Genomic DNA, 23,610 nt, shown 5'->3' with positions numbered 1-23,610 from the left:
CATCACGGCTGCCAGTGAGCCACAACGCGATTTCGCCCCGCCTCTTTGGCGGCATAGAGCGCTTGGTCGGCCTGGGCAACGGCTACTGCCTGACTGTGGTCTAAATCACTGGTGAGCGCCAGAGGTGCAATCCCCACGCTGACGGTGAGTGTCACCATCATCGGCGCTTGCGAATCACCCGCCGTCAGGTAAAACGGCTGCTGGGCTACTCGTTGGCGAATACGCTCACCCAGCTGGACTACCTGTTGGTGCGATAAATCACCCGCCGTAACAGCAAACTCTTCACCGCCGAACCTTGCCAGACAATCCTCGGGCCGCAGGGCCTCGTGTACTCGCTTTGCCATCTCCACCAGCAGCGTATCCCCCGCGGGGTGACCGTAGCGATCATTGATATGTTTGAAGTAATCAATATCAATCATCAGCAAATAATAGGCTGCCGCTTCAGCTTGCTCATTGAGTTGTGCTAAGTGATTAGCCAAGCCACGTCGGTTGCGTGTGCCGGTCAAGGCGTCAAACTCCGCCGCCGCCCAGGCCTGCTCTTCGCTTTTTTTACGTTGACTAATATCGATGACTAGGCCGCCGATACGCGCTAAATAGCCATCATCGGAGTAGTAGCTTTCCATCACCAGCTCATGCCAACGCCATTGCCCGGATGCGACCCTGAGCTGAACATCAATGCGGCATTGGGTTTGCAGCCGCTGTTGGCACTCGCGGATCAAACCAAACACCCGTAAGCGGTCAGTGGGCATGGCGTGAGCCAGTAAGCGGCGCAATGGGAGCCTTGCATAATCACCAGGATAACCCAGCGAAAGCAGCAACGCCGAAGAGCACCAGGTTGCGCCACTGCGAGTATTAATCTCCCAGGTGCCGCAGGCGGCGACCTGCTGCAGCAGATCAACCTGCCGCTGCCTGCGGGTAAGCTGCTGACGATAAATAGCCGAAGCGATCAGTTCAGCGCCGATCACTAGCGCCTGCAACCCCGCTCCCTCCCAGTCAACTTCACGCTCACAGTCATCGAAGCCCAAAGTGCCCCACCACTGACCATCCACCATAATCGGAACGGTCACCATCGATAAAATCGACTGGCTTTCCAAATTGTCGCGCAGCGACCCCAAATCCACCTGCGAGGTAATACAGGTGTGCGAGTCACCACGCTCCCGACGATTGACCATTTCCTCATACTCGGGATCATCGATCAGCGTGGTAAAAAAGCGAAAGCGTTTTTGCGTTCGCTCACGATAGTGCGATGAAGATGCCCACTCAAAAACAAAATCCTGCAAGACACCGTTTGGGTTGCGCTCTATGGTTTGAAATATCCACACCCGATTGACACCCGACGCTTCCCCTAGCGCCGCCAATAGCTGATCGACGCCCTCACTCCAAAAGTGCGCGTCGATGAGCGCGCGGCTGCCCACAGCAAGGGCATTCAGCAGGCTCGGCGCATCCGGCGAAAAAGGAGCAGGCATAGCAGGTTCTCTTTACTTTTCTTAGAGACTACCACACAGCTTTTAGTGGATTACACGCCATGCCCATAAAGAGTAATGCTAGCGGGTGCTAACGGGGTTTGCTCACGGTGGGACGTCAGCGGTTTCCCGGCCAGGGCAGTCAGCAGAATTTGCAGCGGATCACCGTGACTGACGAGCAGAATGACTTCCCCGCTTACCTGTTGTTCCCAATCACCGATCACCGCCTGCATACGGCTCGCCACCCGGCTCAACGCTTCTACTCCATGGTGCTGGTGTTCAGCATCCTCGGCATCTAACGCCCATACACTGGGATAGTGCTCGTCCCCCAACCCCTCTAGTTCGCCAAAATTTCGTTCCCGCAAGCGCGTATCCACGCTGGGTACCAACTCGAACCTGGCCGCCACATGCGCAGCGGTTTGGGTGGTACGCAAAAAGTCTGAATGCACCACGCGGGTCGGCACAGGCCACTGCCAGTCGGCAACGAGCTGGGCAAGCTGTTGCTCACCATGCTCGGAGAGACCAAAGTTTTCCACCCCGCGCCCCGGCGAGCTGACAATCACCCTCTGTTGATTAGCCTGACTATGGCCGTGGCGCATGAATAAATAGCGGTTGCGCCAATGGTCGGAGAGCGGCTGTAAAGTATTTGACATAAGTTTGTCACAAACCCTAGATTGAAGGTGTCTACTTTCGAAAATAACCATCCTTGACGCGGAATGTCCACTTACGAAACAGTTTCCGCTTTCAATAGTGGCAAAACGCAGCCAAGGAAATACAGCCTGACCCATAGCAAGAACACAACAATAACGCACAAACGAGGCTCACCATGACAACTTCGCTCTTCCGCCAGCGCCCGCTTGCGATACTTATCGCTACATCCCTACTACCGCTCACCCTGCTCTCTACCCATGCCTTCGCGGAGTGCGAACGTGGCGCCCTGGATACCATCTATTGTGATGAAGATGGCGATATGGTGGCGGATCGCCCTGCCGATGAGGCTGAGTGGGTCAATCCAGACACGCTGATTTTTGCTTATACCCCCGTAGAGGATCCGGCTATCTATTCGGATATCTGGCAGCCGTTTATCGATCACTTGGCCGAGGTTACCGAACGGGATGTGCGTTTCTTCGCCGTACAGTCAAACGCTGCCCAAGTTGAAGCCATGCGCAGCGGTCGGCTGCATATCGCTGGTTTTTCCACTGGCCCTACGCCGTTTGCGGTGAATTTGGCCGGTGCCGTGCCGTTTGCCTTGATGGGCTCTGATGACGGCCAATTCGGTTACACCCTGCAGTTATTTACTCATGTCGACTCTGATATCCACGAGGTTGAGGATCTCAAAGGCAAACGCGTTGCCCATACCTCACCCACCTCAAACTCGGGCAATTTAGCCCCTCGTGCGCTGCTGCCGGAACTCGGCATCACTCCCGATGAGGATTACGAAGTGGTCTATTCGGGTAGCCACGACCAATCCATGCTGGGCGTGGTGGCCAAGGATTACGATGCGGCCCCCGTGGCCTCAGAAGTCGTCGAGCGGATGGCAGCACGCGGTCTTTACGATGAAGAAGACGTGCGCCTGATCTACGAATCCGACCGTTTCCCCACTACCTCCTATAACTACGCGCACAACTTGCATCCCGACCTGGTCGAGAAAATAGAGGAAGCCTTTTTTAGCTTTGATTTTGTCGGCACCGAACTTGGTGAAGAGTTTGAGGGCGTCGAGAAATTCATACCCATCAACTACCAAGACAACTGGCAGGTAATTCGTACCATCCAAGCGGCCAATAACGTGAGCTATACGCCAGAAAACCTGGAAGAGTAAACGTAGCGCACCGCCGCCGGCGGTGCGGTTATTGTCTCGACGATGGAAGCGGACACATGCTGGAAATTACCAATCTGGTCAAACGTTATGGCCACGATGAAGCCGTGCTGAAAGGGCTTGACCTCAAGGTAGAGGGAAACAGCGTTGTTTCTATCGTAGGCGCCTCGGGTGCGGGTAAAAGCACCATGCTGAGATGTATCAATCGCCTGGTCGAGCCAACCTCCGGCTCGATCAAACTCAACGGCAATGAGCTGGTGAACCTGAAAGGCGCCGAGCTGCGCCGTGCTCGCCGCAAGATCGGTATGGTGTTCCAAGGCTTTAACCTACTGGATCGCTTGACCGTGATGGAGAACGTGTTGGCCGGGCGGTTGGGTTACGTCAATCTCTATCAAGCAATATCCCGCCGCTACCCTCAGGCCGATATTGAGCGTGCGTTTGTGCTGATGGAGCGGGTGGGAATCGCTCATTACGCCAACAAGCGCGCTGATGAGCTATCCGGTGGCGAGCGCCAGCGGGTAGGCGTCGTGCGAGCCCTGATGCAAGAGCCTGATGTTCTGCTGGCGGACGAACCAACTGCCTCGCTCGACCCACGCACCTCCGAGCAGATCATGATACTGCTGCAAAGCCTGGCCAGTGAGCTCTCGCTGCCAGTACTCATCAATATCCACAACGTCGCACAGGCCAAAACCTATACCGAGCGGATTGTGGGTCTACGCCACGGCAAGATGATCTTTGATGGGTTGCCTGCCGATTTCAACAAAGACGCGTTAGACGCCATCTACGGAGGCATTGAAGCGCCGGACGACGCGATTACCGATACGCCAGCGGAGGAGCCCTCACATGACTCCGCCTGAGGCCCCTTCAACGGCGCCCCGCACCTGGCGAAAGCCGCCGTTCATTGCCAACCCGTTGCTACGCTATGGGTTAATCGTGGTTGCCGTGGTTTATCTGGTCTGGGCGTTCGGCTCGCTGCCGTTCAACTGGGCACGGATCTCTGAAGGGTTGCCCCGCGCGGCACGCATATTTAGCGGCGGCTTCCCACCCAGCCTAGAGCGCTACGAGCTGCTGCTAACAGGCTTTAAAGAGAGCTTTCAAATCGCCATTCTGGCGACGCTATTGGGGGTTTTACTCTCTATTCCCTTTGCCGTGATGGCGGCACGTAATATCGCCCCAATGCCTATCTATGTGATTGGCCGGTCGGTGATTATCGTATCGCGCAGCTTTCATCCGGTAATTGTTGCCATCCTGTTTGTCGCTGCCGTTGGATTTGGCCCACTCGCAGGTATTCTGACTCTGACACTCTACTCCATCGGCTTTGTGGGCAAGTTGCTCGCCGAAGAGATCGAGGAGATTGATTGGGGCCAAGTAGAGGCGATGAAAGCCGCCGGCGCTGGCTATGTGGCCATTCTGTTTTATGCGGTCTTTCCGCAAATTCTGCCACGCCAGGTAGGGCTATCCATGTACCAATTGGATAGTAACTTGCGCGCATCAGCGGTGGTCGGAATCGTTGGGGCAGGCGGAATTGGCGGCACCCTGATGAATGCCTTTGGGCGTTACGACTACGATTTCGCCTTTGCGATTCTGCTCATTATCATCGCGGTCATTTTGCTCAGTGAAGGTGTCAGCGGCTGGGTAAGGAAAAAAATATGGTAGATCACGCACAGCAGCTTGCCGATCGTATTTGGCAACGCTATGACCGCAAACAGCGCCTGATTCGTTACGCCGTTCTGCTAGCTACCTTGATGTTAGTGGTTTGGGCGGTGCGCGATATTGATATTTTCTGGCCCTGGGTGTGGGATGCGCCCAACCAAATCTCCGGGCTTGGCGCACGCATGTGGCCACCCAGTGCGGCGGGGCTCAATGGCATTATCGCAGCGCTGATCGAGACCGTGCATATCGCTACGCTGGCTACCTTTCTGACGATTTTCCTGGCGCTCCCGGTGGCCTACATCGCCGCCCAGAATACTACCCCCAACCGCGCCTGTTTGTGGTTTGGTCGCTTCATTCTGGTCTCAAGCCGTTCGGTGAACACCATCATCTGGGCGCTGCTGTTCGTGGCCATTTTTGGCCCTGGGGTATTAGCGGGCATACTCGCCATCATGTTTCGCTCGATTGGCTTTATCGGCAAGCTGATGGGCGAAGCAATAGAGGAGATTGACCGGCGCCCCGTAGAGGCCATGGAAGCCACCGGGGCCTCCAAGGCCAAAGTGGTCGCCTATGCAATCGTGCCTCAGGTCATGCCCGCGTTTTTTGCCATCGTCATCCTCCGCTGGGATATCAATATCCGCGAATCGACGGTACTTGGGTTGGTGGGCGCCGGGGGTATCGGCGTTATCCTCCAGGGCGCAATTGACACCTTTGCCTGGCCTACCGTGGCGACCATTTTGATTGCCATTATTGTGCTGGTACTGATTGGTGAAGCCGTCACCAGCTTGCTGCGTAGCAAGGTGCTGTAACCCACGTTGCTTAAGCCGAGGCAAGCGTTTGACCTAACGCCAAACGCTTGCCATGGTTAGATGACCATCAACGACATGGAGTATGCACAGCGATGACAACCTATATCGTGGTAGCCGACGCCGCTCGCGCACGCATTTTTACCCGAGATGCCTTAACGTTGGCAGAGCAAGAAAGCATGGTTCACGCTGAAGGACGTCTACACGAAGGTGACTTGGTCACCGACGGTCGAGGCGATGTGCATGAGTCGATGTCCACTACCTCTCGCTCGGCTGGCGAAGAGGGAACGGCTACTAAGCACGAAAACGAGCTGTTTGCGAAGGAGGTCGCTCAGCGACTTTATAGTGCTCGAGTAGGCAACAGTATGAAGAAGCTCATTATGGTGGCGCCACCTAAATTTTTAGGGCTTTTACGCGATAAACTCGATGCCCCTACCCAAAAGCTGGTGATTCATTCCCTATCAAAAGATCTAAGTAAAGCTTCAATGGCCGATATCCAACAAGCAGTTAGTGATTTACGCTAGTAATATCCAAAACTTAAAGCCCATGTAAGACTAAAGAAAGGGTCGCTCTCGCCGATAGCCTAGAAGACATTATAAACGGTACCTCCCCCTGAGTACTGACATGCACTTCTACGTCGAGAGCGACCATGCTATCTACCCTCCGAGCACGCATCCTATTGGCCGCATTAGTGGCGATTACCCTCGCCCTGGTGATTAACGGCATTGCCAGTTACACCACCGTAAAACACCATAATAGCCAGCAAATAACGCGCAATCTTAGCGCCGTGGTTAACGGTAATACGCAAGCTATCAACGAGTGGTTTAACGCACGCTATACCATGCTTTCCAGCATGGATGATGCAGCCAATAGCGATGAGCCACTTGCCGCACTTCGACAACTGGCTGGCTCAGGCAGCTTTATGACAGCCTACATTGCTTATCCTTCCACACCAGACGCTATTTTTTCCGATGGATGGCAGCCCCCCAGCGATTACGACCCGCGTCAGCGGCCCTGGTACCAAGGCGCAGCCGAAGCGCAAGAGACCATTATTACGGCACCTTACACTGATGCCCAAACGGGGGGCTTAATCGTTACCTTTGCACGCCCTTTCTACCGTAATGGGCAGCTGGCCGCAGTCATTGGTGCGGATATTACTATTGAGGATGTGATCGAAATTGTTACCGGCATTGCCCCTACGCCGTCCAGTTTCGGCTTTTTAACCACTGAAGACGGCACCCTGATCGCGCATCCTGACGCTGACATGACGCTCGAACCTTCCACACGTTTGAGCGATGAACTGACCAACACCCGGCTTAGCGAAATCGCCCAAGCCGATGAACCCCAATCGCTTTCACTGCAAAACAGCGATACGTTGCTGATGGGCAATAACGTGGGTGGTAGCAGTGGCTGGCAGTTGATTGTGGCACTGGACGAACACGAGGCAACAGCGGGCCTGCGCGCCATCGCCACTACATCGATAGTCACGCTGCTGATTGTGGCCGCAATCACGGCAGTGGTCTTCGGTTTGCTGCTTTCTCTGCTGCTACGCCGCTTGCTGGGAGTTCGTAATGCGATGGATGATATCGCATCGGGAGAGGGCGATTTAACCCGACGCTTGCCCGAAGAGGGTAATGATGAAGTCACTCAAATTGCCAAGGCCTTCAACCGTTTCGTAGGTAAAATGGAGGCCGTATTAATCGATGTACGCACCAGCAGTGAATCTGTTCACCACGCGGCCAATGAGATCGCCATGGGTGGCCAGGACTTATCACGCCGCACCGAGAACGCCGCCTCTAGCCTGCAACAAACGTCCGCTTCGATTGAAGAAATCACCAGCACCGTGCAGCACACTGCTGCCTCGGCTCAGGAAGCCAACAAGCTCTCTCAAACTGCCTCAGAAGTAGCCAACGAAGGCGGCAAGGTGGTGGCGAATGTGGTTACCACTATGGAAGACATTACCCACGCCTCCGATAAAATCGGTGAAATCGTCACGTTAATGAACAGCATCTCTTTCCAGACCAACCTGCTGGCGCTTAACGCGTCGGTGGAAGCTGCCCGCGCTGGCGAGCATGGCCGTGGTTTTGCCGTGGTGGCCGACGAAGTACGCAAGCTGGCTGGGCGTAGCAGTGATGCCGCCAACGATATTCAAAAGCTGATTGAGGACTCTCAAACCAAGGTTAACAATGGCACCACTTTAGTGCGTAATGCGGGATCTACCATGCAAGACATCGTCGCGCATATTACCCGCGTTACCGATGTTTTGGAGGAGATCAATGCGGCCACCAGCGAGCAAAGCGATGGCATCAATCAGGTCAACATTGCCGTCGCAGAACTGGATCGCATGACTCAGGAAAACGCGGCCATGGTGGAAGAGTCCACGACCGCCGCCGAGCAACTAAAAGAACAGGCCGATCATCTGGCAGGCACTATCAGTAGTTTTAAGCTGTCTCACGCCGCGGCACCTGCCCTGCAAGTGCAGTACCAAGCACATGACAACCACCGCCATCACATTACTTAAGGGGTAACGCTATGCATTTTCGTTCGTTACGCTCTTTTGTCGTCGCACTTGCGGGCCCTTGCTTGCTCGCGATTGTGGCTGCGCTAGTCATCTATAACTTGGTCGCCGCGGCCCGCACCCAGCAAACGGTGAATGAGCATACCGGCGCATTGATGGAAAGTGCATTGAATGCGCGCTTGGATGCCATTGCCGAAGCAGAGGGCGGGCGTATTCAGCGCGAACTCAACAATGCCATGACTATCGCCAATCAATTGGCGACTACTAATGCTTTGATGGGTATGGAGGATGAAGAGGGGCGCCGCTCGCTTTACCTGAACCGCCGCGAACTATCTAACTTAGTGCGCCAAACTGTGGCCGACAACCCGACACTGCTGGATGCATTTATCGGCTGGGAGCCCAATGCGTTTGGTGACGACGCACGATATGCAGGAGATGAGCGCTATGGCCATGACGGTAGCGGTCGCTTTATGCCCTGGTGGTACCGCACCGAGGATGAAACGCTAGAAGTGCTGCCGCTGGGAGATACCATGGAGAGTGAAGAACGCCTTCCCAGCGGCGTTCGGGAAGGCGAATACTATCTTTGCCCTCGTGAAACCCTAGTTCCCTGCATTATCGATCCGGCGGCTTATGACTATGGCGGCGAGACGCAACTGGTCACTTCGTTTAACGCCCCCATTTTGGTGGATGGCGAGTTTCGTGGCGTTGCGGGGGTAGACCTCTCCCTTAACTTTATCCAAACCCTGCTAAGCGATGCCAACCAAGCGCTATACGAAGGCGCTGGGCGCATGGCTCTCGTCGCGGGAAGTGGGGGGCTAGTCGCCGACACGGCAGGCGTAGAGAGTCTGGGCTCGCCTGCCAGTGACTCCCTTAGCAGTACAATTCTCGCGGGCATCCGAGAGGCATCAGAGCAAGGTAGCCTGCAAAGCAGCGTTAACGATGGTCTACTGCAGCGCTATCAGCCTATTACCATTGGCGATACTCGCCTCCCCTGGGTGTTGGTACTCCAGCTCCCTGAAGACGTAGCGCTTGCGGAGTTAGGCGAGCTGCAAGCAGTTCTCAGCGAGCAGCGCCAGCAAAATACGCTGGGCATGACGGTAGTAGGGCTACTTCTGGCAGCATTGGGGGTGGCAGCGCTATGGTGGATTGGCGGGCGAATCGCACGGCCTCTTAAGCGGCTTGCAAGCCGCATGGCAGAGATTGCTTCAGGCCATGGTGACCTTACCCAACGTCTACCGGTGCATGGGCGAGATGAAAGTGCCGCGGTAGCTGAGCAGTTCAATGCCTTTGCAGAAAAAATTCAGGTTATTCTGCTGGATGTGCGCCGTAGTAGTGAAGCCGTCAACCACGCGGCTAATGAAATTACTCAAGGTGGCCACGACCTCTCACGGCGCACTGAACAGGCCGCTGCCAGCCTGCAGCAAACCTCCTCTGCGATGGAAGAAATCAGCAGCACCGTTAGCCATACCACTCACGCCTCGCAAGAAGCCAGTGGGCTTTCACAAACCGCCTCGCAGTTAGCCTCGCGTACCGACAGCGCGTTTGAGCAAGTCGTGGCAACGATGGATGATATTCGCTCCAATTCCGATGAAATTCAGGCCATCGTGACCGTCATCGACGGCATCGCCTTTCAGACTAACCTGCTTGCCCTGAATGCTTCTGTGGAAGCCGCCCGGGCTGGCGAACACGGTCGTGGGTTTGCCGTGGTCGCCGACGAAGTTCGCAAATTAGCCTCTCGCAGTAGCGAAGCCGCCAAGGATATCCGCCAGCGTATTAATACTTCGGCTGGCAAGGTTGAAAGCGGTACCCAAATGGTTCGAGATGCGGAGTCGGCAATGCACGAATTAGCAGAAAGCGTCACGCGGGTAACGCAAATGTTGGGAGATATCAGTACGGCCGCTCGAGAACAAAGCGAGGGCATTAGCCAGGTGAGCATTGCCGTCACCGACCTAGACCAAATGACCCAGCAAAACGCCGCGCTTGTGGAGGAGTCGACGACCGCCGCTGAACAGCTAAACGATCAGGCGGATAGGCTCGCTGCGCTGGTAGGCGGCTTTACACTTGAGCCAAAAAACGCCCCTAGCAACCATCAGTTGCCTGCTCCCGAATTGACTGAGCGATAAACGCTTAAGGAATCGGCGGCAGCGCAATATCGTCGCTGCGCTTGGCCCCAGCGGTCATTTCACGGCACAGGCGCAGAAATTCGCGCACGCCGGTGGTGAGGTATTTGTGCCGGTGCCAGATAAACGTAAACTGACGCTTTAGATCCAACTCCGGCGTAGGCAGCGGCACCAAGCTGCCGCGCCGGAAGGCATCTCGCAGTGCCAGGCGCGAGACACAGCCAATCCCCAGCCCTGACTCCACGGCACGCTTAATACCTTCCGTATGCTCTAGCTCTAGCAGGGTGTTAAACCGGCTGCGGCGGTGGCGCGCGGCATGCTCCAGAGTCATGCGGGTGCCAGAGCCCTCTTCGCGCATAATCCAGTCCTCACGCAGCAGCTGTTCAAGTTCAAGGTGCTCGCGGCCTGCCAGTGGGTGTCGCGGCGAGCAAAACACGCACAGCTCATCTTCCACCCAGGGTTGGCTGATGATCATGTCATCGTCGCACTGCCCCTCGATCAAGCCTAAATCCAGCGAGTGCTGGCGCACGCCTTCGATAATATGGCGCGTATTGCGCACTGCCAAGCGCACCCGGCTACCGGGGTGGCGCTGCATAAAATCGCTGATCAGCAGCGTGGCCAGGTAGTTGCCAATGGTCAGCGTAGCCCCTACATCCAGCGACCCAACCCCTTTCTGGCCACGTAGAAGCTCTTCAATCTCTTCGCCGCGATCCAGCAGCGCCACCGCTTTGGGCAACAGCTGAAAACCCAGTGCGTTAAGTTTTAAGCGTTTACCAATCCGATCCAGCAGTTGGCAGTCGAACTGCCGCTCAAGCTCCGCAAGCGCCGTGCTGGTTGCCGACTGAGACATGGCCAGCGCCCGCGCCGCATGGGAGACGCTCTCATGCTGAGCAACCGCCACAAAGACTTCCAACTGCCGCAGGGTGTAGTGCATAGAGTCTGACCTTTATTTGATTTATATCTATTTTTCAGATAACCGTTATCAATATAATTCGCTTAACAGATATACCACCCTTTGCTTAGACTTGCTGGCAACATATTTAATCATTTTTATTCTTTTTAAGAATATGACCGATGCGGACTAGCGCCAGCATCGACTAATGGAGAAAACGGCATGAGTAAGTTTGCTCTGGAAGAAGTGCTTAGCGTCCATCACTGGAACGATACCCTGTTCAGCTTCCGCACCACCCGCGAGCGCAGCCTGCGTTTCAAAACCGGTCAGTTCGTGATGATTGGTTTGGAAGTGAACGGCAAGCCGCTGATGCGCGCTTACTCCATTGCCAGCCCCAACTACGAAGACCACCTTGAGTTCTTCAGCATTAAAGTACCCGACGGCCCGCTCACTTCACGCCTTCAGCACCTGAAAGTAGGCGATCAGATCATGGTTAGCCGCAAGCCCACCGGCACACTGGTATGCGATGACCTACTGCCGGGCCGCAACCTCTACATGCTCTCCACCGGTACCGGCTTGGCGCCGTTTATGAGCCTGATCCAGGATCCTGAAGTGTACGAGCGCTTCGAGAAGGTAGTGCTGGTTCACGGTGTGCGGGAAGTTTCTGAATTGGCCTACGCCGACTTTATCACCAAAGAGTTGCCAGCCCATGAATACCTGGGTGAAGACATCGCTGAAAAGCTGGTCTACTACCCCACCGTTACTCGGGAGGAGTTCCACACCATGGGGCGCCTAACCGACCATATCCGTACGGGCAAGCTGTTTGAAGACACCGGCCTGCCGCCCATTGATCCGCGCCAGGATCGCGCAATGATCTGCGGCAGCCCCGCCATGCTGGACGATACCAGCGCGCTACTTGACGAGCTGGGTCTGAATATCTCGCCGCGCATGGGCGAGCCGGGCGACTACGTCATCGAGCGTGCGTTTGTCGAGAAGTGAGACGTAAATAGTGAATCGTAATGAATGAGTGGTGAATAGAAAAAAGTTTATAGCCGCCAGAATGATCGCATCACTCATACAAAGCCCCTGGGGAGAGCATCCACAGGGGCTTTGTCTACTCGGCACTACTTACCATTCACACCTTACCCTTCACCGTTAAACCGCGTCTTTGCCCGTTTCGCCAGTACGGATACGAATCACCTGCTCCAGCGGCATCACAAAGATTTTGCCGTCGCCGATTTTACCTGTGTTCGCCACCTGGGTGATGGCATCAATCACCTGCTCGACCATGTCGTCGTCCACGGCGACTTCCAGCTTCACCTTGGGCAGGAAGTCCACCACATACTCAGCACCACGATACAGCTCGGTATGCCCTTTCTGGCGCCCAAAGCCCTTCACTTCCGTCACCGTAATACCCTGAACGCCGATATCGGAGAGCGACTCGCGTACATCGTCGAGCTTAAACGGCTTGATAATCGCTGTGATCAATTTCATTACCATATCCTCTAACTGGGTGGCCATGATGGGGTCGGGTTGAACGGCTGCGAATATCGCAGCCGTTAACCGCTAACTACCAGCATACACCGCTATCGGCAGAGAATAAAAAAGCCTCCCACTAAGGGGAGGCTAGAAGGAGCACGCCAGCTCACTAGGTCAGCATTAAGTTATTTCTTAATACCGCTGTTTATTTCTTAATGCCAAATTCGGGATAGGCTTCGAGACCGCACTCAGCGATATCCACGCCTTCATACTCTTCTTCTTCGCTAACCCGGATGCCCATGATGGCTTTCAGGATGAGCCATACCACCAGGCTGGCCAGGAATACCCAAGCGAAGATACCTACGATACCGATGATCTGGGCACCGAATGATGCGCCGTCATTGTTCAGCGGCACTGCCAGCACGCCCCAGATACCGACAACACCGTGAACCGAGATCGCGCCGACCGGATCATCCAGCTTCACTTTATCGAGGGTGACGATGGCTGCGACCACGATGATGCCGCCAATTGCGCCGATAATGGTAGCGCTCAGTGCGGTCGGAGAGAGCGGATCAGCGGTGATAGCCACTAGGCCAGCCAGGGCACCGTTCAATGCCATGGTCAGGTCAGCTTTGCGGAACCACAGTTTGGCCAAGATCAGTGCCGCAATCACACCACCCGCCGCTGCTGCATTAGTGTTTACAAACACCTGAGCCACGTTGTTAGCAGAATCGACAGCCGCAAGTTTGAGCTCGGAACCGCCATTGAAACCGAACCAGCCCATCCACAGAATGAAGGTACCCAGCGTTGCCAGCGGCATGTTGGCACCGGGAATAGCGTGGATAGAACCGTCTTTACCGTATTTACCTTTACGTGGGCCTAGCACGATCACACCCGCTAACGCAGCCGCCGCACCGGCAAGGTGCACAATGCCGGAACCCGCATAGTCAGAGTAGCCCACTTCAGACAACCAGCCGCCACCCCAAGTCCAGTAGCCAGACACCGGATAGATAAACGCGGTCATTACCACAGCAAAGGCCAGGAATGCCCACAGCTTCATACGCTCAGCGACGGCACCCGACACAATTGACATGGCGGTTGCCACGAACACGACTTGGAAGAAGAAGTCAGAACGCATGGAGTAGTAGGGCGCGTCATCGCCGCCTGCGGTAACCGCATCCACACTGTTTTCAGCGCCAATCAAGAAGCCCAGATTGGGCAGGAAGCCGCCAGCGCTGCTGGAGTACATGATGTAGTAGCCCACCAGCAGATACATGGTGCAGGCAATGGCAAACAGCGCGATATTCTTGGTCAGGATCTCAGCGGTGTTTTTGGAGCGTACTAAGCCCGCCTCTAACATGGAGAAGCCTGCCGCCATCCACATGACGAGCACACCGCAAATTAGAAAGTAGAACGTATCGAGCGCGTAGCTCAGATCAGTCAACTCATTCATTGTAAGTTCCCCGTTGAACTATAGAAATGATCCGAAAAAGCAGCGTTAAACGGCGTCTGCACCGCGCTCGCCTGTCCGAATCCGAATAACGTCTTCAAGCGGTGTCACAAACACCTTGCCGTCACCGATCTTGCCGCTGTTAGCCGCACTACAGATTGCATCCAATACGCTCTCCAAACGGGCGTCGTCTACGGCCACTTCCACTTTTACCTTGGGTAGAAAGTCGACGACGTACTCCGCGCCACGATACAACTCGGTATGCCCTTTCTGACGGCCAAAACCTTTAACTTCAGTGACCGTAATGCCCTGAACGCCGTTGTCGGCCAATGCCTCACGAACGTCGTCGAGCTTAAATGGCTTGATGATAGCGGTGATGAGTTTCATCCCGGATCTCCCCTGCTGGATAAGTCCTGCTAGATTGGTAGCGGCACAGCCGCCAGAATAAGCACCTGAACCGATAATGCGCATACTGTGCCAGCTGACTTTTTTTGCTTATAAGTCAGCCAATTAGCCGTCATCAAAAGTGCAGCTCAGAGCTAAATCTGAGCAAATCCATTCTCACACCACCGCTATTGCACCAAAAAAGAGCGTAAGCAAAAGTAGCCTGCTCTATTTCGATGCACACCCTGGGTTAAGCAGTAAAAGCACGCGATACATGCGAATTCGCCAACTGTTGCGTATCCTTACCGGTAAGCAATATTTAAAGCAGGTTTATCTAGGAGAGAACGATGGCGCCTCAAGACCGTATTAGCCGCTTGGCCCAGCAGATTGGTGACCGTTTACAAAACGCCTCCCAGGCGCCAGAAGATATTCAAAAGGGCGTGCAGCAAGTCGTGCGTGGCGCCTTCGACCGCCTGGAGCTTGTCTCACGGGAAGATTTCGACATTTTAATGGATGTACTGCAGCGCACCCGTTCGCGGGTAGAGGCGTTAGAGCGCCAAGTCGCTAACCTTGAAGCAGCCGTTGATGCCTCCGCGCCAACGACGTCCACGCCGCTCGAAGCTGAAGCCCCACCAGTTCCAGAGCAGCATGCGCCGGAATCAGATGCAGAAGACGAGAAGAATAAACCCGCTTAACGTTCAAGCTTCATTAGCAGCAATAGGGAAATGGCCTATTGCTGCGCGCACCGCAAAATAAATACGAATCACTATCGTTGACTTTGTTTTTCGTGGTGATACTCTCCGCCTTTGATTTTCTTACCGTCTGCGGATTGTTCACTATGCACGCCCTGTCACTATCAAACCTATCTGTTGCAAAGCTGCCTTTTGCAAAGCCTTTCTTTTCGCCGTCGTCTGTTTCAATATCTGGGCTTGTTGGCACCGGCCTGTTACTGAGCTTCTCCAATGGCGTTTTCGCCCAAAATACTGCGTCTAGCGCCGACGAGACCATGGTGGTCGTTGGATCGCGCACTCCTAGTCAGATCAGTCAAATTCCCGGTGCTGTATGGGTAATTGACAAAGAGATGCTGCAACAGCAGACCCGCAATGGTGCAGACCTAAAGACAGCATTGGGGCATCTGGTACCGGGGTTGGATCTGGCGCCGCAAGGGCGCACCAATTATGGGCAAAACATGCGAGGCCGGGGCGTGCAGGTGCTCATCGACGGCGTATCGCTGAACAGTTCCCGTGGGCTTTCCCGACAGTTCGATGCCATCGATCCCTTCAATATTGAGCGCGTGGAAGTGCTTTCCGGCGCCAGCAGCCTGTATGGCGGCGGTGCTACGGGGGGCTTGATCAATATCATTACCCGCAAAGGTGAAGAAGGCCTGAACTGGCGTACTGAAGCAGGCATCACCACCGGCTTCAACAACAGCGATGACATAGATCGACGCCTCGCACAATCCATCAGCGGTGGTAACGAGCGGGTTCAAGGCTATCTGGGTACCGCCATTGGCGACAACGGCCGCCACTATGACGGCAGCGGCCAGGAAATCTTTCCCGATATCGCCCAGACCGACCTACAGGATAATCGCAGCATTGATGTATTGGGCAACCTCTCTTTCCGCTTGACCGATGAACAGAGTCTGGAACTGGGTGCCCAGCTGTACCGTTCAGGCTATGAAGGTGACCGGGGTGTTTACTTTCCCAACCTCGACGCTGCCACGCCCAACTTGAACGATGCCGAAATTCGCGATGGCTACCGTTCACAGCGCGATCCGGAAACCGACCGTAAGCTCGTCAACGTCAACTATCACCACGCCAACCTGTGGGGGCAAAACTTCTACCTGCAGGCATTCCACCGGGAGGAGGAGTCCAGCTTCCAGGCATTTCCCTACCCAGTCGCCGACGGCCTGCAATTTCGCGCCTCGCAACAAAACACCGATTTAAGCGGCATCAAAGCGCTGTTTGAATCGCGCCTGGGTGATGACGTTTCGCTAACCTACGGCCTCGATCTGGATCGTGAAACCTTCGATGCCAGCCAGATGCTGTTCGATACCGACATATCGGATGCTTCCGGCGGCCTGGTTCAGCAGGCATCGGGGGTTGAGCCTCGCTACCCCGGTTATCAAGTGGACGGGCTTTCAGGCTTCCTCCAGGGCGACTGGCAGGCCACCCAGGCGCTCAAGCTCTCCGCAGGGTTGCGGCAGCAGCATATGGACGTCGAGGTGGATGAATTCCAGGGGATTCCTGGCGGCGAGAATGACTATGAAGCAACGCTCTTCAATGCCAGCGCCCTCTACGACTACGGCAACGGTCACCAGAACTGGCTGCAGTTTAGCCAGGGCTTCGAACTGCCAGATCCTGCCAAATATTACGGCAAGAGCCCCGACGTAAGTGTCGATAACAACCCGTTATCTGCCATCGAGACGGATCAGATAGAGCTAGGCTGGCGCTACCAGGGTGGCAACTGGACGACCCAAACAGCGCTTTACTACGCCTGGTCGGACAAAGCGGTAGAGAATGCCGAGGATTTAAGCGTCAGCGTCGTCGATGAGAAGAAACGCGACTTCGGCCTGGAAAGCGCCGTGACCCGTTACTTTGATAATGGCCTGGAGGCAGGGGGCACTCTGCACCTAGTGCGTTCCGAGCAGGAGAACGACCAAGGGGAGTGGGAGAAGCGTGACGCCCGCTATGCATCGCTCTCTTCCGCCACTGCCTTTATTGGCTGGACGGACTATGTACGTTCGGCTCGCTTGCAGGCCAACCACAACTTCGACCTGAAAGACGATGCCGACCGCGAGATCGATGGCAATACCACCCTCGACTTATCGCTCAGCCAGGAAACCGATTTTGGCACCTTAAGCCTGGGAGTGCAGAACCTGCTGGATGATCAGTACTCCACCGTCTGGGGTCAGCGAGCCGCCATGTTCTATTCGCCCTACTACGGCCCAGAGTACCTCTACGACTACCAGGGCCGCGGGCGTACTTACACCCTGAACTGGTCGATGGAGTACTGAGTGCTGGTTCGCTACTCGCTGACAACCGCTCAAGGGTGAGGTAACGGGGATGGCTACACTCGGCTCAATAACGCCATCTTGCGTACCACTAACCACCCATGACCTGCTGGCTATTGGTCAGCGCTTCGGGATCGACTACCGCTTTCCCGAAGCGCCTGACCGCTCCCAGCCAGCGCCTTGTGTTGCCCATGGGCGGGTGATGGACGTTGAGGTAGACCCCACGCTGCGGGTGACACACTCTGATCTTGATGTCCTGCACGCTTACGCCTCCACTTCCCGGCGTGCCGCGCCGTGGTTTCTCAGCGTGATACTCGAGGGCCATATCCAAGTCGGCCTAGGGCACCAGTCGTTTCAGTTGCAGGCCGGCGACGCCTTCAGTGCCCATTTCAACGAGCAGACCGGGCTTGAGGTCTTCCAGCCCGCGCCACAACGATTGCGCATTCTCAACGTATCGATTCTGGCTTGCACAGAGCCTCTCTCTTTCTCGCCCATTAGCTGTTCGCCTATCAATGTTGCCCCTCCGGCAGCGCCCGTACTGCATACTTGGCAGGTGCCGCAGTTCCTTATCCATAGCCTGGAGGCAGCACTGGCTTCGAACTGGTCAGTAGAGCGGCAGCGCCTGCTATGGCAGGGGCTCGCGCTCCAGTTGTTAGCTCATGGGCTGCCTGCCGCCTCCCTTGAGTCCAGCGACGAAGAAAAGGCAGTCAGCCTGCCACCGGGTTTAACCCAGCGCGACCACCAGCGCCTGGAGCACTTGCGTCAGCAGCTCGAACACTCCCCCAACCAGGATTATCGGCTTGAGCAGTTGGCCCGCAATGCCGCGATGAGCCCGAGCAGCCTACGCACCAAGTTTCACCGCTGTTACGGCTGCTCGATATTCGACTACCTACGACGTTGTCGCCTGACCCAAGCTCAAGCGTACTTACGCAAAGGTTATAGCGTGCAGCAAACCGCTCACGCCTGTGGCTACCGCCACGCCACCAATTTTGCCACCGCCTTTAAGCGCGCTTTTGGCATTGCGCCCCATGAAGTACACCATCGCCATTAAAGCCGCAGGGTTGTTTTTGGAGCGCTAAGTTCCTCTGTTGGACGTTTTTTGGCAGTACGCATACTCCCTTTGTCATTGCGCATACCTTTCAGTAGCCATTAAGCGCAATAATTCTCATTAACACATTGGTTAATTGATGCTTATTGCAGGTGCCTCCATGCTCATCCCCCATCACCGTTTTCTACGCTCTCCGCTTAGCGTCGCCGTTCTCTCGGCACTGGCTGTTTCCCCGGTATACGCTCAAGAAAGCACCGAGTTAGCCACCGTCACGGTGACTGCCCAGCAGGCTGCCACCAAAGTGGAAACGCCGACGATCGAAATACCCCAGAGCGTTTCCACGATCACCCGCGAACAGATGGATAACCGCGGCGTAAGTACCGTGCAGCGCGCCACCGACTACACGCCAGGTGTTTACAGCAATCAGGTAGGCGCCTCCAATCGCTTCGACTACCTGGTACTGCGCGGTTTTTCTGACGGCAGCTTGAGCAATACCTTCCTGGATGGCCTGAAAGTAATGGGGGATGCCAACTCCCATAGCAGTATGCGCATTGACCCATGGTTTCTGGAAAGCATTGAAGTGGTGCGCGGGCCCGCCTCGGTACTCTATGGACGCGCCTCCCCTGGCGGGGTAGTCGCCCTGAACAGCAAGCGGCCAGAATTTGAACAGGGCGGTGAGCTGCGTTTTCGAGTGGGTAATAATAACCAGCGCAGCGCCGCTTTTGACCTCACCGGCCCTATTGGCGAAGAGCAGCGGGTGGCCTTTCGCCTGACCGGGATTGCCAGCGCCGCGGATACCCAGTTTGGCCCGGCAGAAGAGGAGCGCTATGCCATTGCGCCCCGGCTCACCTGGGATATCACCGATGACACCAGCCTCACCGTAGAAGCCTACCTACAGGATGAACCCGAAGGCGGCTACCACTCCGGCGTACCCTATGAGGGGGCCGTGGTCGCCCATAATGGCCACAAGATCAGCAACAACTTCTTTGATGGTGAAAAGGATTACGACACCTACGAGCGAACCCAACGCATGTTCGGCTACGCCCTGGAACACCGCTTCAACGACCAGGTGACCGGCCGCCAATTGATGCGCTATCTCAATTCCGACGTAGTGCTCAATCAAGTCTATGGCTATGGTTGGACGTCACCGACCTCTGACGAGCTCACCCGCTACTACTCCGGCAGCAATGAATCTCTGGAAGCCTGGACACTCGATAACCAGCTTGAAGCCACACTCAGCAGCGGCTTTATGGATCACACGCTGCTGTTTGGAGTGGATTACCAGCAGCGGGAAAACAACGTGTCATGGCCCACTGGGTATTTCCCGCCGCTCAATGCGTTTGACCCGGTTTATGGCAGCGACCCCATCGAGTTTTACGCCCCGGTGCGTGAACGCCATGAGATCGACCAGACCGGGGTTTACCTGCAAGACCAGATCGCCCTCGATAACTGGCGCTTCACCCTGGGTGGCCGCTACGACTGGGTCAATATCGACAATGCCAACCGCGATAGCGGTGATACCAGCTCCCTTAGCGATACCCAGTTCAGTGGCCGCGCCGGGGTGGTCTACCTGTTCGATAACGGCGTAGCGCCCTACCTGAGCTACTCTACCGCCTTCACCCCCACCAGTTTCGTGGATGAGAGTGGCGATCTGCTCCAGCCCATGGAAGGCGAACAGTGGGAAACCGGCGTTAAATACCAGCCTAACGGTAGCCAAAACCAATACAGCGCGGCGCTGTTCCATATCGGTCAGAAGAACGTCGCCACCAAAGAGCAGCCCACCGACCCATACCGAGCCGTAGGGGAGATCGAATCCCAAGGGCTGGAACTGGAAGCGCAAACCCAGTTAACGGATACCCTTTCGCTTCAGGCAGGCTATAGCTTCACCGACATCACCTACGCCAAAAGCGATGATGGCAACCAGGGCAACAACGCGATTTACGCCCCTCGCCATCAAGTGCAGCTCTGGGGCCACTACCAGGCCAACAAGGGCTGGCTAAACGGCGTGGATATGGGGATCGGCGTGCGTCACTACGCGGATATCGCCGCTGACCGGGCCAACACCGAAACCGTGCCTGACTACACCCTGGTGGATGCCACCATTGGCTACGACCTCAGCCAACTCGGCGTAGATGGTGTCGAAACACGTTTAAACGTGAATAACCTGCTGGATAAAGAGTACGTGGCCTCCTGCAACTCCCTGGAGTACTGCTACTTCGGTGCCGAGCGCGGCGTGACCGCCAGCGTTCACTACCGTTTCTAAACGCTCGTGCTAGGCGACGGTTCAAGCACTTACCTAAGCCCTTATCTAAGCATTATTAATTTATTGTAACCTAGCCTGCCCAGGCCACTGTGCCTGGGCTTTTTTTCTTGAATGCAGGTTTGCAAACAATAAATATTATCGTTTAAATACAGCCCTTATTTTCTGGATGGCCTCTCACCACAATGCGCCACACCAACCTGTTCTCTTTGCTCGCGCACTGCGGGCTATTTGCCGTTTGTATGCTGCACCTGTCGACCGCCCAGGCACAGTGGGCCACGGTGGACTGGACGATTGCCGAAACCTTGCTGGCGATTGATGCGCCGGTGAGCAGCGTCGCCCAGCAGAGTGACTACCATGCCTGGGTAGGCGAGCCACGTATTCCCGATAGTGCCACCGATATGGGCCTGCGCACCCAGCCCAATATGGAACTACTGGCCCAAGTGCCACCAGAGCAAACGCTGATCTCGCCCATGTTTGCCGGTTTGACACCGCGCCTGGAGCGCATCGCCCCGGTCACTTCATTCTCGCTCTACTCCCCCGGCACCGATACCTGGCAGGAAATGCAAACCCTGACCCGTCAGCTAGGCGAGTTAACCGAGCGCCAGCCCCAGGCCGAGCAGCTTATTGAAGACACCCAAACATTGATGGCCACGCTGCGCGAATCCCGGCCCCTCTCACAGTCAGAAATCGCGCCGCTACTGATGGTGCAGTTTATGGATGCCCGCCACGTGCGGGTGTTTGGGGAAAACAGCTTGTACAACGCCGTGCTGGAACAGCTCGACCTCTCCAATGCCTGGGATCAAGCCACGAATGCCTGGGGATTTGCACTGGTAGGGATTGAAACGCTGGCGCGCTACCCAGAAGCTACGCTGGTGATCATCGACCCGCTGCCCGCCGGAGCCGAAGAGAAGCTTGCAAAAAGCGGCCTGTGGCAGCAGCTCCCCAGCGTCAGGCACGACAGGATAGTTCGCCTGCCGCCGGTATGGAGCTTCGGCGCACTGCCCTCCGCCCAGCGCTTTGCCCGAAAGCTGACTACGGCGCTAGAGGCTGCGCCATCGGTTAGCCATCAGGGCAATGAGTAGAAGAACGTGAAGCTACCAAAGCGTTCTTAATTACGATAGGTTAAATACTTAAGGTAACGTAGCTTTAGCTTACATTGTCGTGAGTAACAACAGCAGAGGAAAGGCGATGACGCTTGCCATCGTAGCCACGCGCGCAGGCGTAGGTTTAGATGCACCGGCGGTGCATGTTGAGGTACATCTGGCCAACGGCTTGCCGGGCCTAACGCTAGTGGGCTTGCCGGAAACGGCGGTAAAAGAGAGCCGCGAACGGGTGCGCAGTGCACTGGTTAATGCAGGCTTTGATTTTCCCAATACCCGCCGTATTACCTTAAACCTCGCCCCCGCCGATCTACCTAAGGAGGGTGGCCGTTTTGATCTGCCCATTGCCCTAGGTATCCTCGCCGCCTCCGGGCAAATTCCCGTGGAAGCGCTGGAAGGTATGGAGTGCGCTGGTGAGCTGGCCCTGGATGGCAAGCTGCGCGCGGTGCCGGGAATACTGCCCTTTGCTCTGGCCACCCGGCGGGCAAAGAAAGCGCTGATCATTCCCCGCGACTGCGCCGATGAAGCCGCCCTAGCAGGCGATTTGCCGGTGCTGCCTGCCGATACTCTCTGGCAGGTAGTGGCGCACTTACTCGCTCAAGAGAAGATACCCCCGCACAAGCTCAGCGCTTCGGTGAAAACAACCACCCCAGTGGATGATCTCGCCGATGTGCGCGGCCAGCAGCAGGCTCGCCGGGCGCTGGAAGTCGCGGCGGCCGGGGGCCATAACCTGTTGTTTGCAGGCCCACCCGGCACCGGCAAAACCATGCTGGCCAGTCGCCTGCCGGGCATTCTGCCGCCGCTTTCTGAGGAGGATGCTCTGGCAGTCGCCGCCGTGCGTTCGGTTTGCGGGTTACCGCTGGAAGCGGACTGGGGAAAAAGGCCATTTCGACAGCCCCATCACAGTGCCAGCGCTGCGGCGCTGGTAGGTGGCGGCTCAAAACCCAAACCCGGTGAGATTTCGCTGGCCCACCACGGCGTGCTGTTCTTGGATGAGCTGCCGGAGTTTTCCCGCCATGTGCTAGAGGTACTTCGGCAACCGCTGGAAACCGGCGAGATTCATCTCGCCCGCGCCAGTCATGAACGTCGCTACCCTGCTCAATTTCAGTTAGTAGCCGCAATGAATCCCTGCCCCTGCGGCCACTTGGGCGACCCACGCCAGCGCTGTCAGTGTACCGCCAGCCAAATCCAGCGTTATCAAGCACGGCTTTCCGGGCCATTGCTAGACCGTATCGATCTGCAAGTGGAAGTGCCCGCGCTGCCGCCAGAGCAGCTCACCGCACAAACCCAAGGCGAGTCGTCAGAAGCCGTGCGCGAGCGGGTGATGGCCGCCCGAGAACGCCAAATGGCCCGCGGCGCGCTAAACAGCCAGCTAAGCGGCAAAGCCCTGGAAGCCGCCTGCGCGCTTAACGATGAAGAGCGCGCCTGGCTCGCGGGTGTGCTGGAAAAGCTCAAGCTCTCTGCCCGCGCCTACCACCGCGTACTGCGTGTAGCACTGACCCTTGCCGACCTTCAGGGCGAACCCAAGCCCACCCAGCCACATCTAATTGAGGCCATTGGATACCGACAGCTGGATCGGATGCTAAAAGGGACTTAGCATTGAAATAG

The 23,610-nt window shown here is 56.1% G+C and carries 20 protein-coding genes; 14 read left to right on the top strand and 6 right to left on the bottom strand.

The window, feature by feature from the left end; genetic code table 11:
• Positions 1-2: 2 nt before the first annotated feature.
• Together HZS52_RS06040 and HZS52_RS06035 are read right to left on the bottom strand one after the other, a co-directional pair.
• On the bottom strand, positions 3-1,466 hold the full coding sequence (locus tag HZS52_RS06040) for a sensor domain-containing diguanylate cyclase (protein WP_027957938.1): 1,464 nt from the start codon (positions 1,464-1,466) through the stop codon (positions 3-5).
• A 50-nt stretch (positions 1,467-1,516) separates the two neighbouring features.
• Positions 1,517-2,116 carry a histidine phosphatase family protein gene (locus tag HZS52_RS06035; protein WP_027957939.1) on the bottom strand — a complete coding sequence of 200 codons (600 nt, stop codon included), beginning with the start codon at positions 2,114-2,116 and terminating at the stop codon, positions 1,517-1,519.
• A gap of 173 nt (positions 2,117-2,289) precedes the next feature.
• Here HZS52_RS06035 and phnD point away from each other — a divergent pair, with 173 nt between their 5' ends.
• The 7 genes from phnD to HZS52_RS06000 all read left to right on the top strand — a co-directional run bounded on the left by phnD (position 2,290) and on the right by HZS52_RS06000 (position 10,376).
• On the top strand, positions 2,290-3,282 hold the full coding sequence (phnD, locus tag HZS52_RS06030) for a phosphate/phosphite/phosphonate ABC transporter substrate-binding protein (RefSeq protein WP_022521309.1): 993 nt from the start codon (positions 2,290-2,292) through the stop codon (positions 3,280-3,282).
• Between the two features lie 56 nt (positions 3,283-3,338).
• Positions 3,339-4,136: a phosphonate ABC transporter ATP-binding protein gene (gene phnC, locus HZS52_RS06025; RefSeq protein WP_022521308.1), complete on the top strand. Its 798-nt coding sequence runs from the start codon at positions 3,339-3,341 to the stop codon at positions 4,134-4,136.
• Positions 4,123-4,935, top strand: a complete 813-nt coding sequence (phnE, locus tag HZS52_RS06020; RefSeq protein ID WP_022521307.1) for a phosphonate ABC transporter, permease protein PhnE — start codon at positions 4,123-4,125, stop codon at positions 4,933-4,935. Before phnC ends, phnE (HZS52_RS06020) begins: the two co-directional genes overlap by 14 nt.
• A complete protein-coding gene (phnE, locus tag HZS52_RS06015; protein WP_022521306.1) occupies positions 4,929-5,738 on the top strand; it encodes a phosphonate ABC transporter, permease protein PhnE in 810 nt (269 codons plus the stop codon). The genes phnE (HZS52_RS06020) and phnE (HZS52_RS06015) overlap by 7 nt, the downstream gene beginning before the upstream one ends.
• A gap of 92 nt (positions 5,739-5,830) precedes the next feature.
• The gene (locus HZS52_RS06010; protein ID WP_022521305.1) at positions 5,831-6,259 is read left to right on the top strand and encodes a host attachment protein; all 429 of its coding nucleotides are present in this window, start codon (positions 5,831-5,833) and stop codon (positions 6,257-6,259) included.
• A gap of 125 nt (positions 6,260-6,384) precedes the next feature.
• Positions 6,385-8,256 carry a methyl-accepting chemotaxis protein gene (locus HZS52_RS06005; protein ID WP_190374327.1) on the top strand — a complete coding sequence of 624 codons (1,872 nt, stop codon included), beginning with the start codon at positions 6,385-6,387 and terminating at the stop codon, positions 8,254-8,256.
• An 11-nt stretch (positions 8,257-8,267) separates the two neighbouring features.
• Entirely contained in the window at positions 8,268-10,376 is a 2,109-nt protein-coding gene (locus HZS52_RS06000; RefSeq protein WP_009286186.1) for a methyl-accepting chemotaxis protein, read from the top strand.
• 4 nt (positions 10,377-10,380) lie between these two features.
• On the opposite strand, the gene HZS52_RS05995 is transcribed toward HZS52_RS06000, so the two are convergent.
• Positions 10,381-11,307, bottom strand: coding sequence for a LysR family transcriptional regulator (locus HZS52_RS05995; protein WP_009286188.1), 927 nt, complete (start codon positions 11,305-11,307; stop codon positions 10,381-10,383).
• Between the two features lie 180 nt (positions 11,308-11,487).
• Between HZS52_RS05995 and HZS52_RS05990 the strand changes: the two genes are divergently transcribed.
• Positions 11,488-12,264, top strand: a complete 777-nt coding sequence (locus HZS52_RS05990) for a ferredoxin--NADP reductase (protein ID WP_007112363.1) — start codon at positions 11,488-11,490, stop codon at positions 12,262-12,264.
• A 156-nt stretch (positions 12,265-12,420) separates the two neighbouring features.
• On the opposite strand, the gene glnK is transcribed toward HZS52_RS05990, so the two are convergent.
• The 3 genes from glnK to HZS52_RS05975 all read right to left on the bottom strand — a co-directional run bounded on the left by glnK (position 12,421) and on the right by HZS52_RS05975 (position 14,581).
• On the bottom strand, positions 12,421-12,759 hold the full coding sequence (glnK, locus tag HZS52_RS05985; protein WP_027957942.1) for a P-II family nitrogen regulator: 339 nt from the start codon (positions 12,757-12,759) through the stop codon (positions 12,421-12,423).
• A 190-nt stretch (positions 12,760-12,949) separates the two neighbouring features.
• A complete protein-coding gene (locus HZS52_RS05980) occupies positions 12,950-14,197 on the bottom strand; it encodes an ammonium transporter (RefSeq protein ID WP_009286189.1) in 1,248 nt (415 codons plus the stop codon).
• Between the two features lie 45 nt (positions 14,198-14,242).
• A complete protein-coding gene (locus HZS52_RS05975; protein ID WP_007112359.1) occupies positions 14,243-14,581 on the bottom strand; it encodes a P-II family nitrogen regulator in 339 nt (112 codons plus the stop codon).
• 344 nt (positions 14,582-14,925) lie between these two features.
• On the opposite strand from HZS52_RS05975, the gene HZS52_RS05970 reads away from it, so the two are divergent.
• The 6 genes from HZS52_RS05970 (at position 14,926) to HZS52_RS05945 (ending at position 23,599) form a co-directional block, all read left to right on the top strand.
• Positions 14,926-15,273, top strand: a complete 348-nt coding sequence (locus HZS52_RS05970) for an accessory factor UbiK family protein (protein WP_022521302.1) — start codon at positions 14,926-14,928, stop codon at positions 15,271-15,273.
• A gap of 143 nt (positions 15,274-15,416) precedes the next feature.
• Positions 15,417-17,594: a TonB-dependent receptor gene (locus tag HZS52_RS05965; RefSeq protein WP_223828064.1), complete on the top strand. Its 2,178-nt coding sequence runs from the start codon at positions 15,417-15,419 to the stop codon at positions 17,592-17,594.
• 49 nt (positions 17,595-17,643) lie between these two features.
• Positions 17,644-18,642 carry a helix-turn-helix transcriptional regulator gene (locus HZS52_RS05960; protein WP_174788334.1) on the top strand — a complete coding sequence of 333 codons (999 nt, stop codon included), beginning with the start codon at positions 17,644-17,646 and terminating at the stop codon, positions 18,640-18,642.
• Between the two features lie 157 nt (positions 18,643-18,799).
• A complete protein-coding gene (locus HZS52_RS05955; protein WP_190374326.1) occupies positions 18,800-20,902 on the top strand; it encodes a TonB-dependent siderophore receptor in 2,103 nt (700 codons plus the stop codon).
• Positions 20,903-21,084: 182 nt separating this feature from the next.
• A complete protein-coding gene (locus HZS52_RS05950) occupies positions 21,085-21,984 on the top strand; it encodes an ABC transporter substrate-binding protein (RefSeq protein WP_190374325.1) in 900 nt (299 codons plus the stop codon).
• A gap of 106 nt (positions 21,985-22,090) precedes the next feature.
• Complete coding sequence (locus tag HZS52_RS05945) at positions 22,091-23,599, top strand: YifB family Mg chelatase-like AAA ATPase (RefSeq protein ID WP_190374324.1); 1,509 nt, start codon at positions 22,091-22,093, stop codon at positions 23,597-23,599.
• The last annotated feature ends 11 nt before the right edge of the window (positions 23,600-23,610 follow it).

The sequence above is a fragment of the Vreelandella titanicae genome, from assembly GCF_014697095.1.
GTDB lineage: Bacteria > Pseudomonadota > Gammaproteobacteria > Pseudomonadales > Halomonadaceae > Vreelandella > Vreelandella titanicae.
The sequence above is the reverse complement of the archived record's forward strand: the minus strand, read 5'-3'. Positions and strand labels throughout refer to the sequence as shown.